Genomic DNA, 16,657 nt, shown 5'->3' with positions numbered 1-16,657 from the left:
TACTTTTGCCTTTCTCCATAAAGTGGCGCTTTGATATTACTCAGACTTGAGTCATCTGCCATTTTTTTCAGTTCTTTAAAAGTATCTAAAATTTCTTTCCAAATCCCACTCTCTGTATCAAACTGAGGTGCTTTAACTTTAATTCTAATTCAAAAGTAAAACTCTTCCTATTACTTTTAGTTAATGAATTAGAATTAACAAAATGTTTTTGAAAGGTTGGTTTTAATTTATTAGTTATTTTATTTTTTACATCGTTATTGTTAATTCCCACTTTTCCTAAAACAATAGCATCCGCAGTTGCAGAATTTATAGTTCCGTCTTTCATATATCTGTATAAATCTTTTCTATCTTTGTCTGATAATTTAACTTTTATTTCTTTATTTTTTATTTTATCTTCAATAGGCTTTAGTTCATTACCAAACTTATCTATCATACTTGTAGAACCATTTCCTGAAATATATCTACAAGCTTCCTCTGTTTTTGTGAAAGCCTTTGTTAATTCATCTAGCCTTTCTCTTTTAACATCTTCTAAAAGATCTTCTATTTCCTTTTTCATAGTAGGTTTAAACTCTTGATTATTTGGCAGAGCTTCAACCTTTATTTTTAATGCTTTTAAGTCTTTCTCTATCTTTTCAAATTTACTTCTATTTTTAGTTATCTCTATTCTTGCCTTCTTCGCATTATCATTAATCTTTACAATAAGCCTATTAAAAGTGTCTTTATAATCTTTTATATCTTTGTCAAACTTAGATAGTTTGTTAGCATACTTTTCCTTTTCCCAAAGTTTTAAAGGCTCTGGTGGAGGTTTTGAATTTTCACCTTGATTATTGCTCCCTCCTGAGTTTTGCCAATCTTTATATTCTTTATTGTATCTTTCTATATCTTTTTGAGCTTGTATATCATTTGCACTAATTAGCATTTTCACATATAAAACATTTGTTAATGTGTAGAAAAAGTCTGTCTTATAAAAATCATCAGCATCTTTCATTACATTTTTATCATTAACTTTTTTTAAATACTCAAATGCATTCTTTGTTTTTACTTTTCCTATTATTCTATTAGCACTTATTTCACTACTTGACTCAAAAATCTTCTTAAACTTTGGAAATTGCTTATCACTATCGTAGGTATTTACTCCCATAAGAGTCATTAACCCGTAAATATGCTCTTCCCCTGATCGAATATCTTCCATCTCATCATCTAATTTTGATATGTCTTCTTGTATATCTTGAAAATCCTCCGAAGCATCTACTTCCTTTTGTGCTTCCTCTTGTTTCTTAAACTTCTCCATAACTTCTAATGCTAGATTTTCAAAAGTCATATATTTCATATCATTTATCATCTGTGTTTCTAAAATTCCATTACTGTTATCCCCTGTAAATAAAGCATCTCCGTATCTTACGTTTATATCATTAGCTGATGGACTCATCTTATATAAGTCAAACCCACTATCTTCTGCTAATATGTTTTCCGTAAATATTTCTTTTATTTCATTATCAATCCTCCAATTATATTCTTTACTCTTATTCAATTCTTCATATTATATTTTCAATTAAAGTATTTAAGGTAGAAGATAGATCTAAAATCTATCTTCTACTTAATTTATTTAGATTTAATATTTATTCCCATTCCTCCGGATGATGAATTTGTAGTCATTCCAACACTTTCAGTATATTTCCCTCGTTCCTCACTAAATCCAAGTTCTGTATTTATCAAATCTATAGAGGTTTTATTATGTTTATTTTTAACAATCTGGTTTATTTCCTTATACTGAGCTTTATAACTCTTTATCTGAAACTTAACCTTTTTTCTAAATAAACCTTATCACTACTAAGTTGCTTAATTTATTTGTATTCCTTTCAGATAAACTTTTAAAAAATTTCTACTTTCGATATAACTTGCACTATTGTTGCTATAAATATTGCAACTGCAAAAGGAATACCCTTTTTATCCTTAGGAGAAATTGAATCAGAAATAGTTCTAGATAAAAACATGTTAAAAATAGATAAAACGAAATCTTTCAGTTTTTTAACCGTATTTTTATCAATCATTGAAGATAAAATTATCATTAAGAACCCAATAAATACACTAAATATAAAATTATTAATTACAAAATCAATCCCCATAATAGCACCTATTGCACATACAAGTTTTATATCACCTGCACCAAAAGCACGAATAGCAAAAAGTACAAACAGTACTACAAATGGTATAATCACACCAATAGCAGAACTTAAGAAACCCTTAAACCCATTTTCAATAAAGTTTAATAATATTCCTACTATAATCGAAATTGCTACAACTTTATTTTTAACAACTCTATATTTTAAATCTGTATATGCACATACAAATACAGTTAAAATCAAAAAGATAAATTTTAGTATATCGATCATAACCCCTCCTTGAACTTTATACCTTCTGTTTTTTGAGCTTTTTCTAAAACTCTATATTCAATCATATTTTCATAAATTATAATTCTTTCTTGTCCATTTTCATTCTCGTATTCTATTGTCTCTGATATATTTTTACTTTTAGAGTTTAAAATCGAATTAATCTTTTCTATATCTCTATCCACCTTACCTATAATTTTATCCCCGTACTCTAATATAGACATATTGCTTATATCATTAGCTTTATTTTTATCAATCTTATATTTCACCACAACTTGATTTCTAGTTGTTTCATTTTTAAAATTAGGTACAATTTTATATAATAAAAAAATATGACCTTCCTTTTTTTTAATATCCTTATCAGTTTCATCATATATAAACCAATCATTACCTTCTATTTGAGGTGAATAATCAGCTGGAGTAAACTCAATTTTATTTTTATCATTTAATCCTCTATATTCTTCTAATATACTATCCATATTTTTTCTTACTTCATCAGTTTCTACCTTTTTTTCCTCTTTATCATTAATTTCTTTTTTATCCCTTTGCCAAAAAAAACCTGACTCTTCACTTCCTATTTTAGTTCCATCATTCATGCAACCATATATAATTATTATCCCTGCTATTAACGACAAAAAACCAAATAAATATAATATCTTCTTATTCATAAATTCCCCTTTTAATTGTTTAAATATATTAATGTAACTAATGCTAACAATAAAAATGGTACAAATGGAATAGTTCTATTTCTTCTACTTTTTATAAGCAGGCCTATACTAAATAAAAACACTGCAAAACTAGATACTAGTAATACTCCTAGTAAGCCTTCATACCCTAACGCAAATCCCAATATCCCTATTATCTTAGCGTCCCCCATTCCAAATCCACCTTTAGTTGCTTTAGAAACCCCAAAAAGCACAAAAAATGACACTATCGAAGTAATTAGAGAATTCATAATATTTATGCCCATTACAAACGGAAACCATAAACTTACAATTACTAAAAGTAAAAGTAACTTTCTATTCACAAGTTTCGTCTTTATATCAATTACAGAAACTTTATATAAAATTAGTATCATGAAATAATACAAGTAAAATTCTCTCGTATTTTTCAATAAACTATATAAACCAATGGAAATGAATATTATTATGCAATTTTCCATTACAAATATTTTATTATTCTTTAAATCCATTATCCTTTCTTTTATCTTATATTCTTTTAATATTATAGAATCTATTAAAACACTTATTAGAACAGTTATTATAAAAATCAAAATACTTCCTATTATCATTATTATTCTCCCCTACCTAATATATTTTTAAGCCCCAACCCAAAGTTTTAATGCTACTCTTTGCTTAATTGGCAAACTTTTATTTTTACCAAAAATGGTAGGAAGCTTTAACCTATAAGAAACTACTATCTCTACCTCATCATTTTCTCCAAGTTCTAATTTTGTCCCGTCTAAATCAAAATATTTGCCTGATGACATTTTTACAAAACCATATTTATCTAAATTGTCATCAAATTCGCATTCTAAATAACCTTCTGACACACTCTTTATAAATTTTGTCATAGTCTCTTGAGCTACTCCGTTTGCACCTCCCGAAACATTCCATCCTATAACGCTTTCCATAAAAGTAAATGCTACTTGAGCAAAAAAAGTATTTTTATTTTCTTTAAATCTACTTTTCAAAAATTCCTTATTAGAATTATTTGCTATATCCCTTTCAACCAATTTGTCTTTTGCAGTTGAAAAATTTGGATCTACTAATTCCGCAACTCCAAATGTTTCTAAGCTCGTATCAAGTAATTTCTTTTCATTCATACTTGGATCATGTTCCTGCAATTTTGTTAATATATTATCTAACCCAATATCTCCTAGTATAAATGTACTTTTTGAAACAACCCTAGCAACATCATTGACGCTAGTTTGTACCCTATCATATATTCTTAAATATCCTAAAAATTGCAACATTCCAAATAAAGCAAATATAAAAATAGGTGTTATTAGCGCAGCTTCAATAGTTAGTGATCCCTTATCCCTCTCTTTTCTTATTTTCATTTTTAAATCCTCCAAAAAAATTGTAACCTTCTCCAAATTCCCCTTTCCAAAATATATATTATGTACTAGTAAGGAGCAAAGCTCCTTACTCCTTTTTATTTTATTTATATATATATTGTGGTGATATTACATTCATAATTATTTCTCCATCATAAGCGGTTATTTTTATTACATTCCCCTCTTTCTCTTCATGTAATAGCCCTTCTATTTCAAATTCCTCATCTTCTTTTACTTATTCTCTATATTTCTCATTTAACTTTTTATTTAATTCATCATAGTTTAGTTTCAAATCCTTAAATAAAACAGAGCCATATTTTTCAAAAGGTGTTTTTCTTAAATCAAAATCCTTTCCTTCTTTAATTGCTTTATTATCAATATTGTATTTTACCTTAACGCCGAAACTACCTGCATTATTCGACTCTACAAAATTTAACTCTACATGTTTTACCATATCCTTACCTTTTTTCATCTTTGCACATTCATCACCAACATAATCAATTCCTACTACTCCAGATTTATATTTGTCCCATTCACCAATCGGATATCCATCTTCTTTTAATAATTTTCTCATTTCTTCATAGTACTTATCTGCAATTTCTACTATCTCTTCTTTTGTAATTTTTCTTTGTCTACTTTCTAATTTTTTTTGAACCTCTTCTTTTGCATCCTCTTTATTTTCATCACTTTCTTCTGATGATACTTGCGTGCTGCTTCCTTCCCCCTCTGATTTTTCACTTCCTCCGCAGCCAACTAGTGAAAATATCATTATCCCTGCTATTAAACTTCCTATTAATCTTTTTTTCATTTCTTTTCCTCCCTATCTATAACTTCTTTTTCTCTTTACTGCATTAAAATTATGCTTTTCCTTATCTTCACTTCCCTTAAAAACGGAATTTCCAAACCATTTTCCCATTCCGACCTCAGCTTCTATTGACGCCTCTGAAGCGTACTCCCTATAATTAAAAGTTCCATTACTATTTCCTAAATTTAAAGCTATTAAATCTTGAGTTCTATCGATCATATGACCTTCATCAAGTAAAAATAATCTAAACCTTAAAAAGTCAGTATACGTAAACTTTAATAAACTGAAACTTTGATCATTGTGTTCTTTATATCTTTATAATTTTTCGTTATGTACTAGTAAGGAGCTAAGCCCCTTACTCCTTTTTATTTTATTTATAAATATATTGTGGTGATATTACATCAAGATGAACTTCCCCATCATAAGCTACCACCTTTATTACGTTTCCTTCTTTTTCTTCATATAATAAGTCCTCTACTTCAAATTCTTCATCTTCTTTTACTTCTTCTCTATATTTCTCATTTAACTTTTTATTTAATTCATCATAGTTTAATTTCAAATCCTTAAGTAAAACAGAGCCATATTTTTCAAAAGGTGTCTTTCTTAAATCAAAATCCTTTCCTTCTTTAATTGCTTTATCATCAAGCTTATATACAACATTAATACCGAAACATCCCGCATTATTAGATTCAGAAAAATCCAGTTCTACATGCTCAACCATATCTTTGCCTTTTTTCATCTTTGCACATTCATCACCTACATAATCATTTTTAACTACTCCTGATTTATATTTATCCCATTCACTAATCGGATATCCATCTTCTTTCATTAATTTTTTCATTTCTTCTGAATATTTATCTGCAAGCTGTACTATCTCTTCTTTTGTAATCTTTCTTTGTCCACTATCAAGGTTTTCTTTTGATTCATCATTAGAGTCATCCTTATTTTCGTCACTTTCTTCTGATGATACTTGCGTGCTGCTTCCTTCTCCCTCTGATTTTTCACTTCCTCCGCAGCCTACTAGTGAAAATATCATTATCCCTGCTATTAAACTTCCTATTAATCTTTTTTTCATTTCTTTTCCTCCCTATCTATAACTTCTTTTTCTCTTTACTGCATTAAAATTATGCTTTTCCTTATCTTCACTTCCCTTAAAAACGGAATTTCCAAACCATTTTCCCATTCCAACTTGAGCTTCTATTGAAGCCTCTGAAGCGTACTCCCTATAATTAAAAGTTCCATTACTATTCCCTAAATTTAAAGCTATTAAATCTTGAGTTCTATCAATCATATGACCTTCGTCAAGTAAAAATAATCTAAACCTTAAAAAGTCAGTGTACGTAAACTTTAACAAGCTAAAACTTTGATCATTATTAGGTTCCTCTGTTTTTTCTTCAACTTTAAGAACCTTATCTGATCCCTCTGCCTCTATTTGATTTTCAAGTCTATCTAATTTCCCACTTGTAATACCTGTTGTTGATTTTGGTAAAGCTGTTATCTTTTTATTTAATTTAATCATCCATGTATCCTTATTTTTTATTAATGGAACCTTATATCCATTTAACAAATCAATAACATCAAGCCTACTTTCCATATAAATCCAAGCCATCTTTATAACTGTTGAAATCCACCTTGGATTTAAAACTACTGTTCCTAAAGTTAAAAGGGAAATCCCTAAAGATATACTTGTTGCTATAATATCTGCTGTTCTCTTTAATTTTTGATCACTAAAGAAGTACACTCCATTTAAAGCAACTCTCATAAGTAATAACTCTGATGTGATTCCCCATTTGTTTTGAAAATCGTTATATTCAGGTGCTCCTCCTGATAGCATTGATTCAATTTCGTATTCTAATACTGAAGGAGATGAATTTTCAGTTGGAACCCTTCCTTCATCAACCATACTTTTAAAATATGTCATTACATATTCCATCATAAATAGCTTGTCTGCAAAAGAACCTGCAAGACCGTTAAAGCTCCAATCATCAGGAATTTCAAGTTTTAACAATCGCTCCATAAAAGATTCAAGTTTAAATCCACCCTCTCCCTTTACTAAATGTAAATCATCTGGATGAACAATCTCAGGATTTGCTTTTGCATAGATTATATCTATATTTTTCCCATTTCTATCTCTTATAGTTGCGGTGCTTTTCCCCGTAAACTTACTGGTTTGATGTGGTAAATTATTTATTTGGCTTTCAGTTGCAAAGTTTTTTGAAGGATATTTGTTAACAAGCTTATCTAAAACTCCTCCATTTTTTTTAAGCATATCTTTAAAAGAATTATAAGCATCTCTAAAAACACTACTAGTAGCATCTGGTAATAAAATTAAATTATCTACAATCATCCAAGTTCCAACTGTTGCTGATACTTCCTTAAATATCTTTGTGTTATCAGCTAACTTTTCTTTTATAGAACTTTTATAACTTTTATACCAACTTGAATCATATTTTATTATGGAATTTTTATTTCCTTTAACTAGGTCTTTAGTTTTATTTTCAATATTAGCTTTAGTTGTGTTGTTTGAATCTACTATAGTATTAATAAAATTTTGAACCTCAGTTTTAGCTGTACCAGTTAACTTATTGCTGTTGTTATTATCTATAGTTGTTGCAATTTCATCGATTTGATCTGATTTTTCTCCTAATTTACTTAAAAAATTAGCTTGCATAGTTTTAGCTGCACCAAAATACGTTTTATACGATGCTAGGTTTTTAGTTTCCGTTTTTCTTAGTAATTCTTTTTTTAAATCTTCATCTCCGCCTTTCATTCCTTTTACATGTTTTGCTAAAGCTTGTGCATCTTTTGATTTTTCATTCATAAGAGAATTTGTGGCTGTGATTCCTCCATCAATAGTTCCCATAAATTCATTCATACTATTAGTATAGGCATCTAAACTTTTTGAAGCTTCCGCACTTAAACACCCTATTGAAATATCTATTACAGATATTTTTTTGTCTATATCTTTGTTATTTTTATTTAATTCCTTTACTTTATTAGATGCTGAGCTTTTATCCTTAGATAATTTATCAATTTCATTTTTAAGCTTTAAAACTTCTTTTTCTACCTCTTTAATTTCCTTTTCTATACTTTCCACTTCTGTTTCTTTTGCATCTTTTAATTTATCCTTTAGTTCTTTTAATTTTTTATCTTTCTCTTTTTTTTGATCTTTTTTGGATGATAAATTAGTATTTATATTACTTATTTCACTATTATTTGAATCTATTTCCTTTTGATTGTCCTTTTTATCTTCTTCTAGTATATTTTTATACCCTATAAATACCATTCTAGTATTTTGGTAAGCTGAAACCTTTGGGTAGTCTACACTAGGCTCTACTATATTAGATATTTTTTTAATAGCTTTCCCAACATTCTTATCAACTCCAGAAGCCCACTTTTCTACAGCTTTACCGTCCCCTACTCTGTCTTTGTAAAAACCAAATTCAGTAAAATGATATCCATTTATCGCTAAACTATGAACTAGCTCATACATAGCTAAATCAGCAGCATCTATTTTTTCTGCTTCTTTTTCTATAGTTTCCATAAGAGAATTTAAGCTATTCATTTTATCAACAGCAATAATTTCATCTTTAGAGTTAATCATAGTTTTTAACTTTTCTAATATTCCTGTATCATTTAAAATTTCCTGAAAGAAATTCTTAACTGCATAATATCTAGTAGCATTACACATCTGTTCTTTCATAACTTTATTATCGATAAATGGATTTTTCCCAAATAATATTTCAGAATTTAAAGAATTCAGATTTAATAAATCAACATATCCTGAAGCTCCGACATCATCAGTTGGAGTAATATTTTTTTTAAAAACCTCTTCAATAGTACCTTTACTTGCATTATTACTTGGCATAGCAAAAACACCATAACTATTGTAAAGATCTCTTGAAAAACCTCCCATTCCAGATTCAAGTGCATTATCAGCAGCGTTTACAATTTGGTTTTTTGCAACATTTATTCTAGAAACATCTATTAAAGTGAAGAAAAAGCATATAATTACCATAAATATTATAGATACATATATAGTAATTACACCACTTTCTTTATCCACTTTATTTTTCTTAGACAAAATTATTGAATGCATCTTTTATTCCTCCAATAATCTCTTTAAATTTAGTTACAAGATCTTCACCTGCAAATAATTCAACTATTTCAACTAACATTTTTTTTGTAAATGTATATGTTCTTGTATTATTTTCACTACTAGAAATACTGACACTTCTCTCAATTACCTCTTGTACATTTCCCTTTTCATCCCCCACTTGAAATATTCCAAATACGCCTTTCATTGGTAATCTGTATTTACATACAACCTTCACCTGAATGTTATCTAAAATAACAGCCGAATTCCTATTAGTTGTTACTTCAACATTAACTTTCATCGGACTACCTTTTTCAATTTTGTTTTTAATATCTTTCTTTAGCGCATTTAATTTACTTTCTACTGACTTACTCGTATTTATCCCAGCTAGTACATACCCTAAACTCTCAGAACCCTTAACTGGATTCCCATACTCATCAGTATTAGCAATTTCGTCCTCTATCCCATACCAAGATGCACTTGCCCTAGAAATTGAATTGTTTACAGAAACTGATGCATAAAATTTAGAATACAATAATATTCCCATAAAAATAATTAATATTAATATGCAAGTTATCATAGGTACAATAAAAGCTGCTTCTACTGTTATACTTCCTTTACTTTTATTCTTAAACTTCATATTTTCTCCTTGATAATTGCTTTTTAACTTTTACATTAATGGGATAAATATCCCATTAATGTATTTTACTTATCTGTAGATATTAAGAACTTTATTTTCCCCCCATATCTGTGTTTAAAATATCCTCTGAACCACTAGTTATTTTGTCCATTATACTTTGAAAGAATGCTTTAATTGTATCTTTGAAAATTACAACTAATCCTATTAAAATAACTAAAATCAAAACAATCTCTAACGTGGCTAGACCTTCCTCTTCTTTAAAAAATCTCTTTAACACTTGATTTCCCCCTTTACAAAATATATATTAAAGCAAACAATAAGTTTAAGTGCTCATCATCTGCATAAAAGCTGGTATTAAAACTATTATGAAAATAGCAACTAAAATTATCATCATTGGAAATAATAGTTTTGTTGAAGCTACCTCACCCTTTTCTTTTGCTAACAACTTTCTCTCGTTCCAACATTCATCTGATAAGTCAGTTAGCATTATTATCATATCTCCTGATCCCTTATTAACATTTTGAATTATCACCGATGCAAACTTAGTTATTTGATTAATTCTACATCTTCTTGATAAGTTAGTTAAACTAGTCTCTCTTGGAATTCCATTTTTTATATCCATATACGTTCTTCTCATCTCCTTATATAAAGGAGAGTTTGATGTACTTTTATCTACTATCTTTCCCCAAGCATTCTCGAGTGTTAGTCCTGCCCCAACTAATAACACTAGCTTACTTAAAAACTCCGGAAATTCGTATTTTATATCTTTTGCTCTCTCTTGAACTTTGTTTGTAATTGTTGTATCTGCTAAGAAAAAAGATCCTATAGATGCACCTAATGATATAAATGTAAACACTAAAGAAAATTCTCCATTAGCAGCCTGTATAAAATTTATTAAAACTAAAAACAACACAGCATATACAAATTTATTTGCAACATATATTCTATACATTACTGAAGTGTCGTTTCCGTAAATTATAAGCATCTTTTGGTATGCATCCTCATTAACTCTTCTTATATCAACTTCTCCAATTTTGTCATATAAAAATAATCCAATTGGCATAATATCAGCTAAGGGATATTCTTTTTTATCAATACTTTTTAGAGTATCTGAATAATCTATTTTTTTACTAATTAATATTAAACTTACTAATATTGCTATACTAACAATAAATGGTACAAATGCCATATCTTACACCTCTATATCTGTAATTTTTCTAGCCATTAAAACACCAACCCCTATAAGTGCTAATCCAAAGCTTGCAACAAATCTTCCTGGTAATGTGAATAATGGATTCAAAAATTCTGGTGCTGTATATTTCATAAAAAGAACTATCCCAAAAGGAATAAATGTTAATACTGTTGCTTCGAATTTTTTTGCCGATATTAAAGTTTTTATTTCTTGTTTTATATCTATTTTATCTCCAATCATCCTAGATGAGTTTTGAAGCACTTTTCTTAAATTACCACCAGCTCTAGTGCATTCACAAAAAATATCTGAAAATGTTTCTATATCTTCAAGCCCACTTCTTGCTGCGAAATTTTTCAAAGCATCTTCAATAGTTTCATTCATTTGAATTTTCCTATTTATATATAGTAATTCATCTAATATATAAGCATCCTTATTACTTAAATAAATTAACTGTAAATCTTCATATGCATCTTTAAAGGCGGTTTCAGCTGCCTTTCCTGCACTTAAGGATGAAGATATTGAATACATAGCTTCTTTAAATTGTGATAGTAATACATCTTTTCTATCCTTAATAATGCTTTTATTTTTTATCTTAATATAATAAATTCCACTAAGTGAAAATATTCCAGATAAAATAATGCTTTCATAAAATATATAAGCGCATGTAAACATAACTATAATGCCTGCACCACCATATATAAGTTTTTCTTTTTTACTCATGTGATAAACATTATAATTTATTAAGTCACCATTATTTTCAATTTTTTCCTCATCCTTTTCTTTTCTCTTTTTCAAATTAAAGGTAGTCTCTTTTTTAACTTTCTTTACCTTTTCTTTCTTCTCTTTTGTTACGATGTCTTCATCTATAACTTCGTATTTGCTGTTACTATTTTTTATAAATAATATTATTCCAGCTATTAGAGCTAAAATAATTACTATAGCTACTCCTAAAATAATGAGAACTTTTATATTCATCTACTCACCCCTATATCTGAACTTTAATTCCAGCCATTTGTAGCTTCATTTTATTTTGAAGTTCATTTTCTGTTCTTCTTAAAGTTGATACAACCTTTTTGTTTGTAGATTCCTCTTCCTCTTCAAAAACAAATAGAGGATTTAAAATAATTTCTCCATTTTCATATCCTATTAATTCAGTAATCTCTAATACTTTTCTTGATTTATCTCTTAATCTTCCTAATTGAATAATTATATCTACAGCTGAAGCGATTTGTTTTCTTATTGCTTCAATAGGAAAGTTCGCACCAGTTAATACCATAGTTTCAAGCCTACTTAACATATCATCTGTTGAGTTTGCATGTCCTGTTGATAATGATCCATCATGTCCTGTATTCATAGCTTGAAGCATATCTAAAGCTTCAGCTCCCCTAACTTCTCCGACAACTATTCTATCTGGCCTCATCCTTAAGGATGATTTTATAAGATCTCTTATTGTAACTTGCCCTTTTCCCTCTGTGTTTGCATTTCTTGTTTCAAGTCTAACTATATTTTCTATTTCTACTATTTGAAGTTCTGCTGAATCCTCAATAGTTATTACCCTTTCATCTTTTGGAATGAAATTTGAAAGTGCATTTAAGAAGGTTGTCTTACCTGAACCAGTTCCACCACTTATTAATATGTTATATTTCGCCTGAACTAGCGCTTCTAAAATATCTGCAATTTCTCTTGTAATAGAACCAAATTTTATTAATTGCTTTACCGTCATCGGAGTATCTGGGAACTTTCTTATAGTTACTATAGGACCATTTAAAGCAATTGGAGGCAAAACTATATTTACCCTTGAACCGTCTTGGAGCCTTGCATCAACTATAGGGCTTGACTCGTTAACAACTCTATTAACTTCTGAAACTATCTTTTGAATTAAGTTTTCTAATATTCTCTTATTTTCAAAATTTATATTAAGTTTAGTTACCTTTCCCCCATTTTCAACGAATATATTTTCTGGCCCATTTATCATTATTTCTGTAATATCTTTATCGTCTATTAAAGGTTGAAGGATATCTAATTTTTTTAAAGCATTATATACCTTATCTACTAATTCTTTTTTTGCAGCTACATTAAGCCTTTGGTTTTTAACACGTGTAAATATCTCACTTTTTATAATTTCACGCATTTCTTTATCTTCTATATCTCTTTGAATATACTTATCATCTTGCAAAATACTTTTTACTTCTTCTATAATTTTTTGTTCATCTTCTAACATAATAAAACTCCTTTCTTAAAGAGCTAATGCATTAATAATTGTGCATACTCCGTTATAAATTGAGCTTGAATTTAAAATCCCTATTCCTTCTTCAAAATTCAAATTATTATCAACTGGGATTTGAATCCTAATATCAATATTTTCCCTATCTAATTTATCGCTAAGTTCAGAATCTAACTCTAATGAAAGATTGCTTTTGTTATATAAAAACAAACTTCCTTGTAAATCTCCCGTATTTTCAGCATAACTAACTATTTTTTCTACACTATTTCTATCTTTTAAAACTGGAATTACATTATAAGAAGATGAATTTAGTATTACGTTATAAACTGAATTATATTTTGATGAAGTATCTATAATTACATACTTAAACATATTCATATTGTATAGTTCTGTTATAAACCAAGTTATATCTTCAACCGTTATATCTTCAATATCTAAAATACTTTCTGTACTGTTGAAAAATAATACGTTTGTAACCTTGTCTCTTATTATTGCTTGGCTAAATTTCTCTTTAAAATCTTCATCCTTTTCTTTAACCAGATATATAAGGTCTGACAAGGTGTAATCGCTTGCTCCTTTAAAATAAACTTTAGTAGTTTGAATATCCTCTAAATTTAAATAAAGAATATCATCTCCACTTCTTGCAAGTGCCATTGCTGTTCCAGAGGCTAATATACTTTTCCCACTCCCCCCGATTGGTGAGTAAAAGCTTATAATCTTTGTATCTGAATAATTATTTGTAACTCTTTCGATGTTTTTAGGATTATATTCTGAATGAACTCTTAAGATCTCTTTACAGATATCTGCACCTGTTTGATATTTTTTAATTACAGGATATTCATATTTATCCTCTGTTGCACTTCCTGAATTTAGTATTAATACAGATCTAATTCCTAAATTCTCAATAGTATTAACGTAAAAACTATCTCCAACTACTAATACATCTTTCTTTCTAAGCTTTTTTAATTCTTCTATAAATAACTCCTTATCCGTTAAACAAATAATATTGAATTTGTCATTATAATTATTTAATATATAATTTGATAAGCCTTGGATATAATTTTTATCTTTATCGGCTAATATTAAATTTAGTTTTGCCATTTTTCTCCCCCTAATCTAATAATTCTGTGTCATACTCCTCTTGTTCTAACAATTCTGTATCATAATTCTCTTCATCTATTTCAATATGATCATTTTTAGACTCCTCTTTTGGATGTATAACTTTTTCTGATTTAAATTCTTTATAATCTCCCTTAAGAATAAAGTTATTCTTTTTCATATATTTAACTAAAACAACTAAAGAAGCTATCATACCTACTATTCCAGCTGTTATTAAGATTATCCCTTTAACCAAGTCATCACCTTCTTTTAACCTTTGCCTTTTATATCTTCAATTAAGATCTCAAGCCTTGATATCTCGTTATTATTTTCTAATGTGTTAAACTTCTTTGCTAAATTATAGTTTTTTATTGCCTCTTTATAGTTTCTTGTACTAATATTTAAAAACGCTAATTCAACATAGCCTTTAAAATCTTTTGGATATTTTTCAATTAAAATATTAAAAGTTTCTTTTGCTTTATTTACCTTACCTAAATGTTTATAAATAACTCCTATATTTCTATATACACTTGAGGTTTCATATCCTGTTTTTAGCAAAATATCATAATTATCTAATGCTTTATTTAGATATTTATTTGCACTATCATCCCCTAATAAAGGTAGCCCTTTAAGATAGTATGCCTGCGCTAATCTTTCATAAAGAATAGTATTATTTTTATTTGTTGATTGAGAAATAGCTTTTTCTAAAATATTAATTTGCATATCCTCGCTATTTTCAAAAACCATAGAGTTATCTCGATATATATCTGCAAGCATAAGATATCCTCTTGTTTTAAACTCCTCATCATCACTTCTTTCTAAATCTTGTTTTAGGTTTTCCATCATATTTGTTACTTCATCATTTTTATTAAGCCCCTCTGGTTTGCTTAAAGTTTCCGATATCCCTTTATAGAATTCGTACTCTGGAAACTTACTACCATCAATTTCTGAAAACTCTTCTAAGGCTCCAATATAATCACTTTTTGCAAATAAACAAACTCCTAAAAGATACTTGTATTCTTCATTCTTCCTTATATCTTTGTTTTTATTTAAAGATTCTATTTGAAGAAGTGACAGAGCATCATCGTATTGTAAATTATTAATATAAGTTTTTGCTAAAGCTAAATATGCCTCATCTCTTCTTGGAAACATCTCTGTAGTTTCCAAAAATACAGGCTTTGCTTTTTCCATTCCTACATTCTTCTCAGTATCTACCGCAATTTCTACTTTTTCTAAATATTCTTTGATTTTATAATTTCTAATAGATAAAACTCCCATAACAACTAAAGAAGCTGAAAAAACAAAGGCTACTCCTAAAACCCCTACCCTTATTTTTATTTTTCTTTGATTTGATTTGTATTGATTACTTAATTTATCAATATTATCTAAGTCATAACACATTTCTTTAATAGACATATATCTTTGATTTGGATTTTGTTTTGTTGCTTTTAAAATAATATGTTCTATACCTTCTGAGAAACTTTTATTAATTTCTCTTACTGGAAGTATCTCAAAAGGAGGATCGTTTGGTCCCTTTCCTGTTAATAGATGATATAAAGTTACCCCTAAGCTATAAATATCGGTTCTTTCATCAGTTTGATGAGAACCATACTGCTCTGGTGCTGCATATCCTTTAGTCCCAATTATTACTGTATCTGTAGTTACTTCTTTTTTAAATTCTCTTGCTATTCCAAAGTCAACTAATTTTATATCTCCTTTTTTTGATAGCATTATATTCCCTGGTTTCATATCCCTATATATAATTGGATTAGGCGTTTGACTATGAAGATATTCTAAAACCTTGCAAAGTTCTTTTGCCCATTTTATTACCCTCTCTTCTGGAAATTTATCTACTTGGTTTAATAAATTCTCAAGTGAGGTTCCATCTATAAAGTCTTCTACAATATAGTAATAATCTTTTGTTTCGATAATATCTACTATCCTTGGAAGGGAAACATGTTGTAAGTTTTTTAAAATATTAGGCTCAATTAACAAATCAAATTTATCTTTGTTACTTTTACTTATCTCCTTAATAGCCCACTCTGTTCCAAGATTTATATTTATACCTTTATAAACAGTGCTAGTACCACCTTTGCCTGCTAATGCTATAATTTTATATTTTCCATCTAGCAAACTATTTATTTCCATAGTTT

General features: G+C 28.4%; 17 protein-coding genes. All 17 read right to left on the bottom strand.

Annotation, left to right across the window (positions count from 1 at the left end; translation table 11 throughout):
- Positions 1–85: 85 nt before the first annotated feature.
- A complete protein-coding gene (locus M4I33_RS10190) occupies positions 86–1,531 on the bottom strand; it encodes a hypothetical protein (protein ID WP_257916687.1) in 1,446 nt (481 codons plus the stop codon).
- Positions 1,532–1,871: 340 nt separating this feature from the next.
- Positions 1,872–2,393 (bottom strand): prepilin peptidase, encoded by a 522-nt coding sequence (locus tag M4I33_RS10185; protein ID WP_257916686.1) that lies wholly within the window; start codon positions 2,391–2,393, stop codon positions 1,872–1,874.
- Positions 2,390–3,058, bottom strand: coding sequence for a hypothetical protein (locus M4I33_RS10180; protein ID WP_257916685.1), 669 nt, complete (start codon positions 3,056–3,058; stop codon positions 2,390–2,392). The genes M4I33_RS10185 and M4I33_RS10180 overlap by 4 nt, the downstream gene beginning before the upstream one ends.
- 11 nt (positions 3,059–3,069) lie before the next feature.
- Positions 3,070–3,681, bottom strand: a complete 612-nt coding sequence (locus M4I33_RS10175) for an A24 family peptidase (protein ID WP_257916684.1) — start codon at positions 3,679–3,681, stop codon at positions 3,070–3,072.
- A gap of 27 nt (positions 3,682–3,708) precedes the next feature.
- Complete coding sequence (locus M4I33_RS10170) at positions 3,709–4,452, bottom strand: TadE/TadG family type IV pilus assembly protein (protein ID WP_257916683.1); 744 nt, start codon at positions 4,450–4,452, stop codon at positions 3,709–3,711.
- A gap of 232 nt (positions 4,453–4,684) precedes the next feature.
- A complete protein-coding gene (locus M4I33_RS10165) occupies positions 4,685–5,257 on the bottom strand; it encodes a hypothetical protein (protein ID WP_257916682.1) in 573 nt (190 codons plus the stop codon).
- 12 nt (positions 5,258–5,269) lie between these two features.
- Positions 5,270–5,473, bottom strand: a complete 204-nt coding sequence (locus M4I33_RS10160; protein ID WP_257916681.1) for a hypothetical protein — start codon at positions 5,471–5,473, stop codon at positions 5,270–5,272.
- A 151-nt stretch (positions 5,474–5,624) separates the two neighbouring features.
- Positions 5,625–6,329, bottom strand: a complete 705-nt coding sequence (locus M4I33_RS10155; protein WP_257916680.1) for a hypothetical protein — start codon at positions 6,327–6,329, stop codon at positions 5,625–5,627.
- 12 nt (positions 6,330–6,341) lie between these two features.
- Positions 6,342–9,353 carry a DUF5702 domain-containing protein gene (locus M4I33_RS10150; RefSeq protein WP_257916679.1) on the bottom strand — a complete coding sequence of 1,004 codons (3,012 nt, stop codon included), beginning with the start codon at positions 9,351–9,353 and terminating at the stop codon, positions 6,342–6,344.
- The gene (locus M4I33_RS10145; RefSeq protein ID WP_257916678.1) at positions 9,331–9,990 is read right to left on the bottom strand and encodes a hypothetical protein; all 660 of its coding nucleotides are present in this window, start codon (positions 9,988–9,990) and stop codon (positions 9,331–9,333) included. The genes M4I33_RS10150 and M4I33_RS10145 overlap by 23 nt, the downstream gene beginning before the upstream one ends.
- 91 nt (positions 9,991–10,081) lie before the next feature.
- Positions 10,082–10,267 (bottom strand): Flp1 family type IVb pilin, encoded by a 186-nt coding sequence (locus M4I33_RS10140; RefSeq protein WP_257916677.1) that lies wholly within the window; start codon positions 10,265–10,267, stop codon positions 10,082–10,084.
- 45 nt (positions 10,268–10,312) lie between these two features.
- Entirely contained in the window at positions 10,313–11,179 is an 867-nt protein-coding gene (locus tag M4I33_RS10135; protein ID WP_257916675.1) for a type II secretion system F family protein, read from the bottom strand.
- Between the two features lie 3 nt (positions 11,180–11,182).
- A complete protein-coding gene (locus M4I33_RS10130) occupies positions 11,183–12,157 on the bottom strand; it encodes a type II secretion system F family protein (protein WP_257916674.1) in 975 nt (324 codons plus the stop codon).
- 10 nt (positions 12,158–12,167) lie between these two features.
- Entirely contained in the window at positions 12,168–13,403 is a 1,236-nt protein-coding gene (locus M4I33_RS10125) for a CpaF family protein (RefSeq protein WP_374707709.1), read from the bottom strand.
- 15 nt (positions 13,404–13,418) lie between these two features.
- Positions 13,419–14,507 carry an AAA family ATPase gene (locus M4I33_RS10120; RefSeq protein WP_257916673.1) on the bottom strand — a complete coding sequence of 363 codons (1,089 nt, stop codon included), beginning with the start codon at positions 14,505–14,507 and terminating at the stop codon, positions 13,419–13,421.
- A 10-nt stretch (positions 14,508–14,517) separates the two neighbouring features.
- Entirely contained in the window at positions 14,518–14,760 is a 243-nt protein-coding gene (locus M4I33_RS10115) for a hypothetical protein (protein ID WP_257916672.1), read from the bottom strand.
- A gap of 14 nt (positions 14,761–14,774) precedes the next feature.
- A complete protein-coding gene (locus M4I33_RS10110; RefSeq protein WP_257916671.1) occupies positions 14,775–16,652 on the bottom strand; it encodes a serine/threonine-protein kinase in 1,878 nt (625 codons plus the stop codon).
- Positions 16,653–16,657: the final 5 nt, after the last annotated feature.

The sequence above is a fragment of the Clostridium sp. LY3-2 genome (assembly GCF_024705715.1).
Classification (GTDB): domain Bacteria; phylum Bacillota; class Clostridia; order Clostridiales; family Clostridiaceae; genus Clostridium.
The sequence above is the reverse complement of the archived record's forward strand: the minus strand, read 5'-3'. Positions and strand labels throughout refer to the sequence as shown.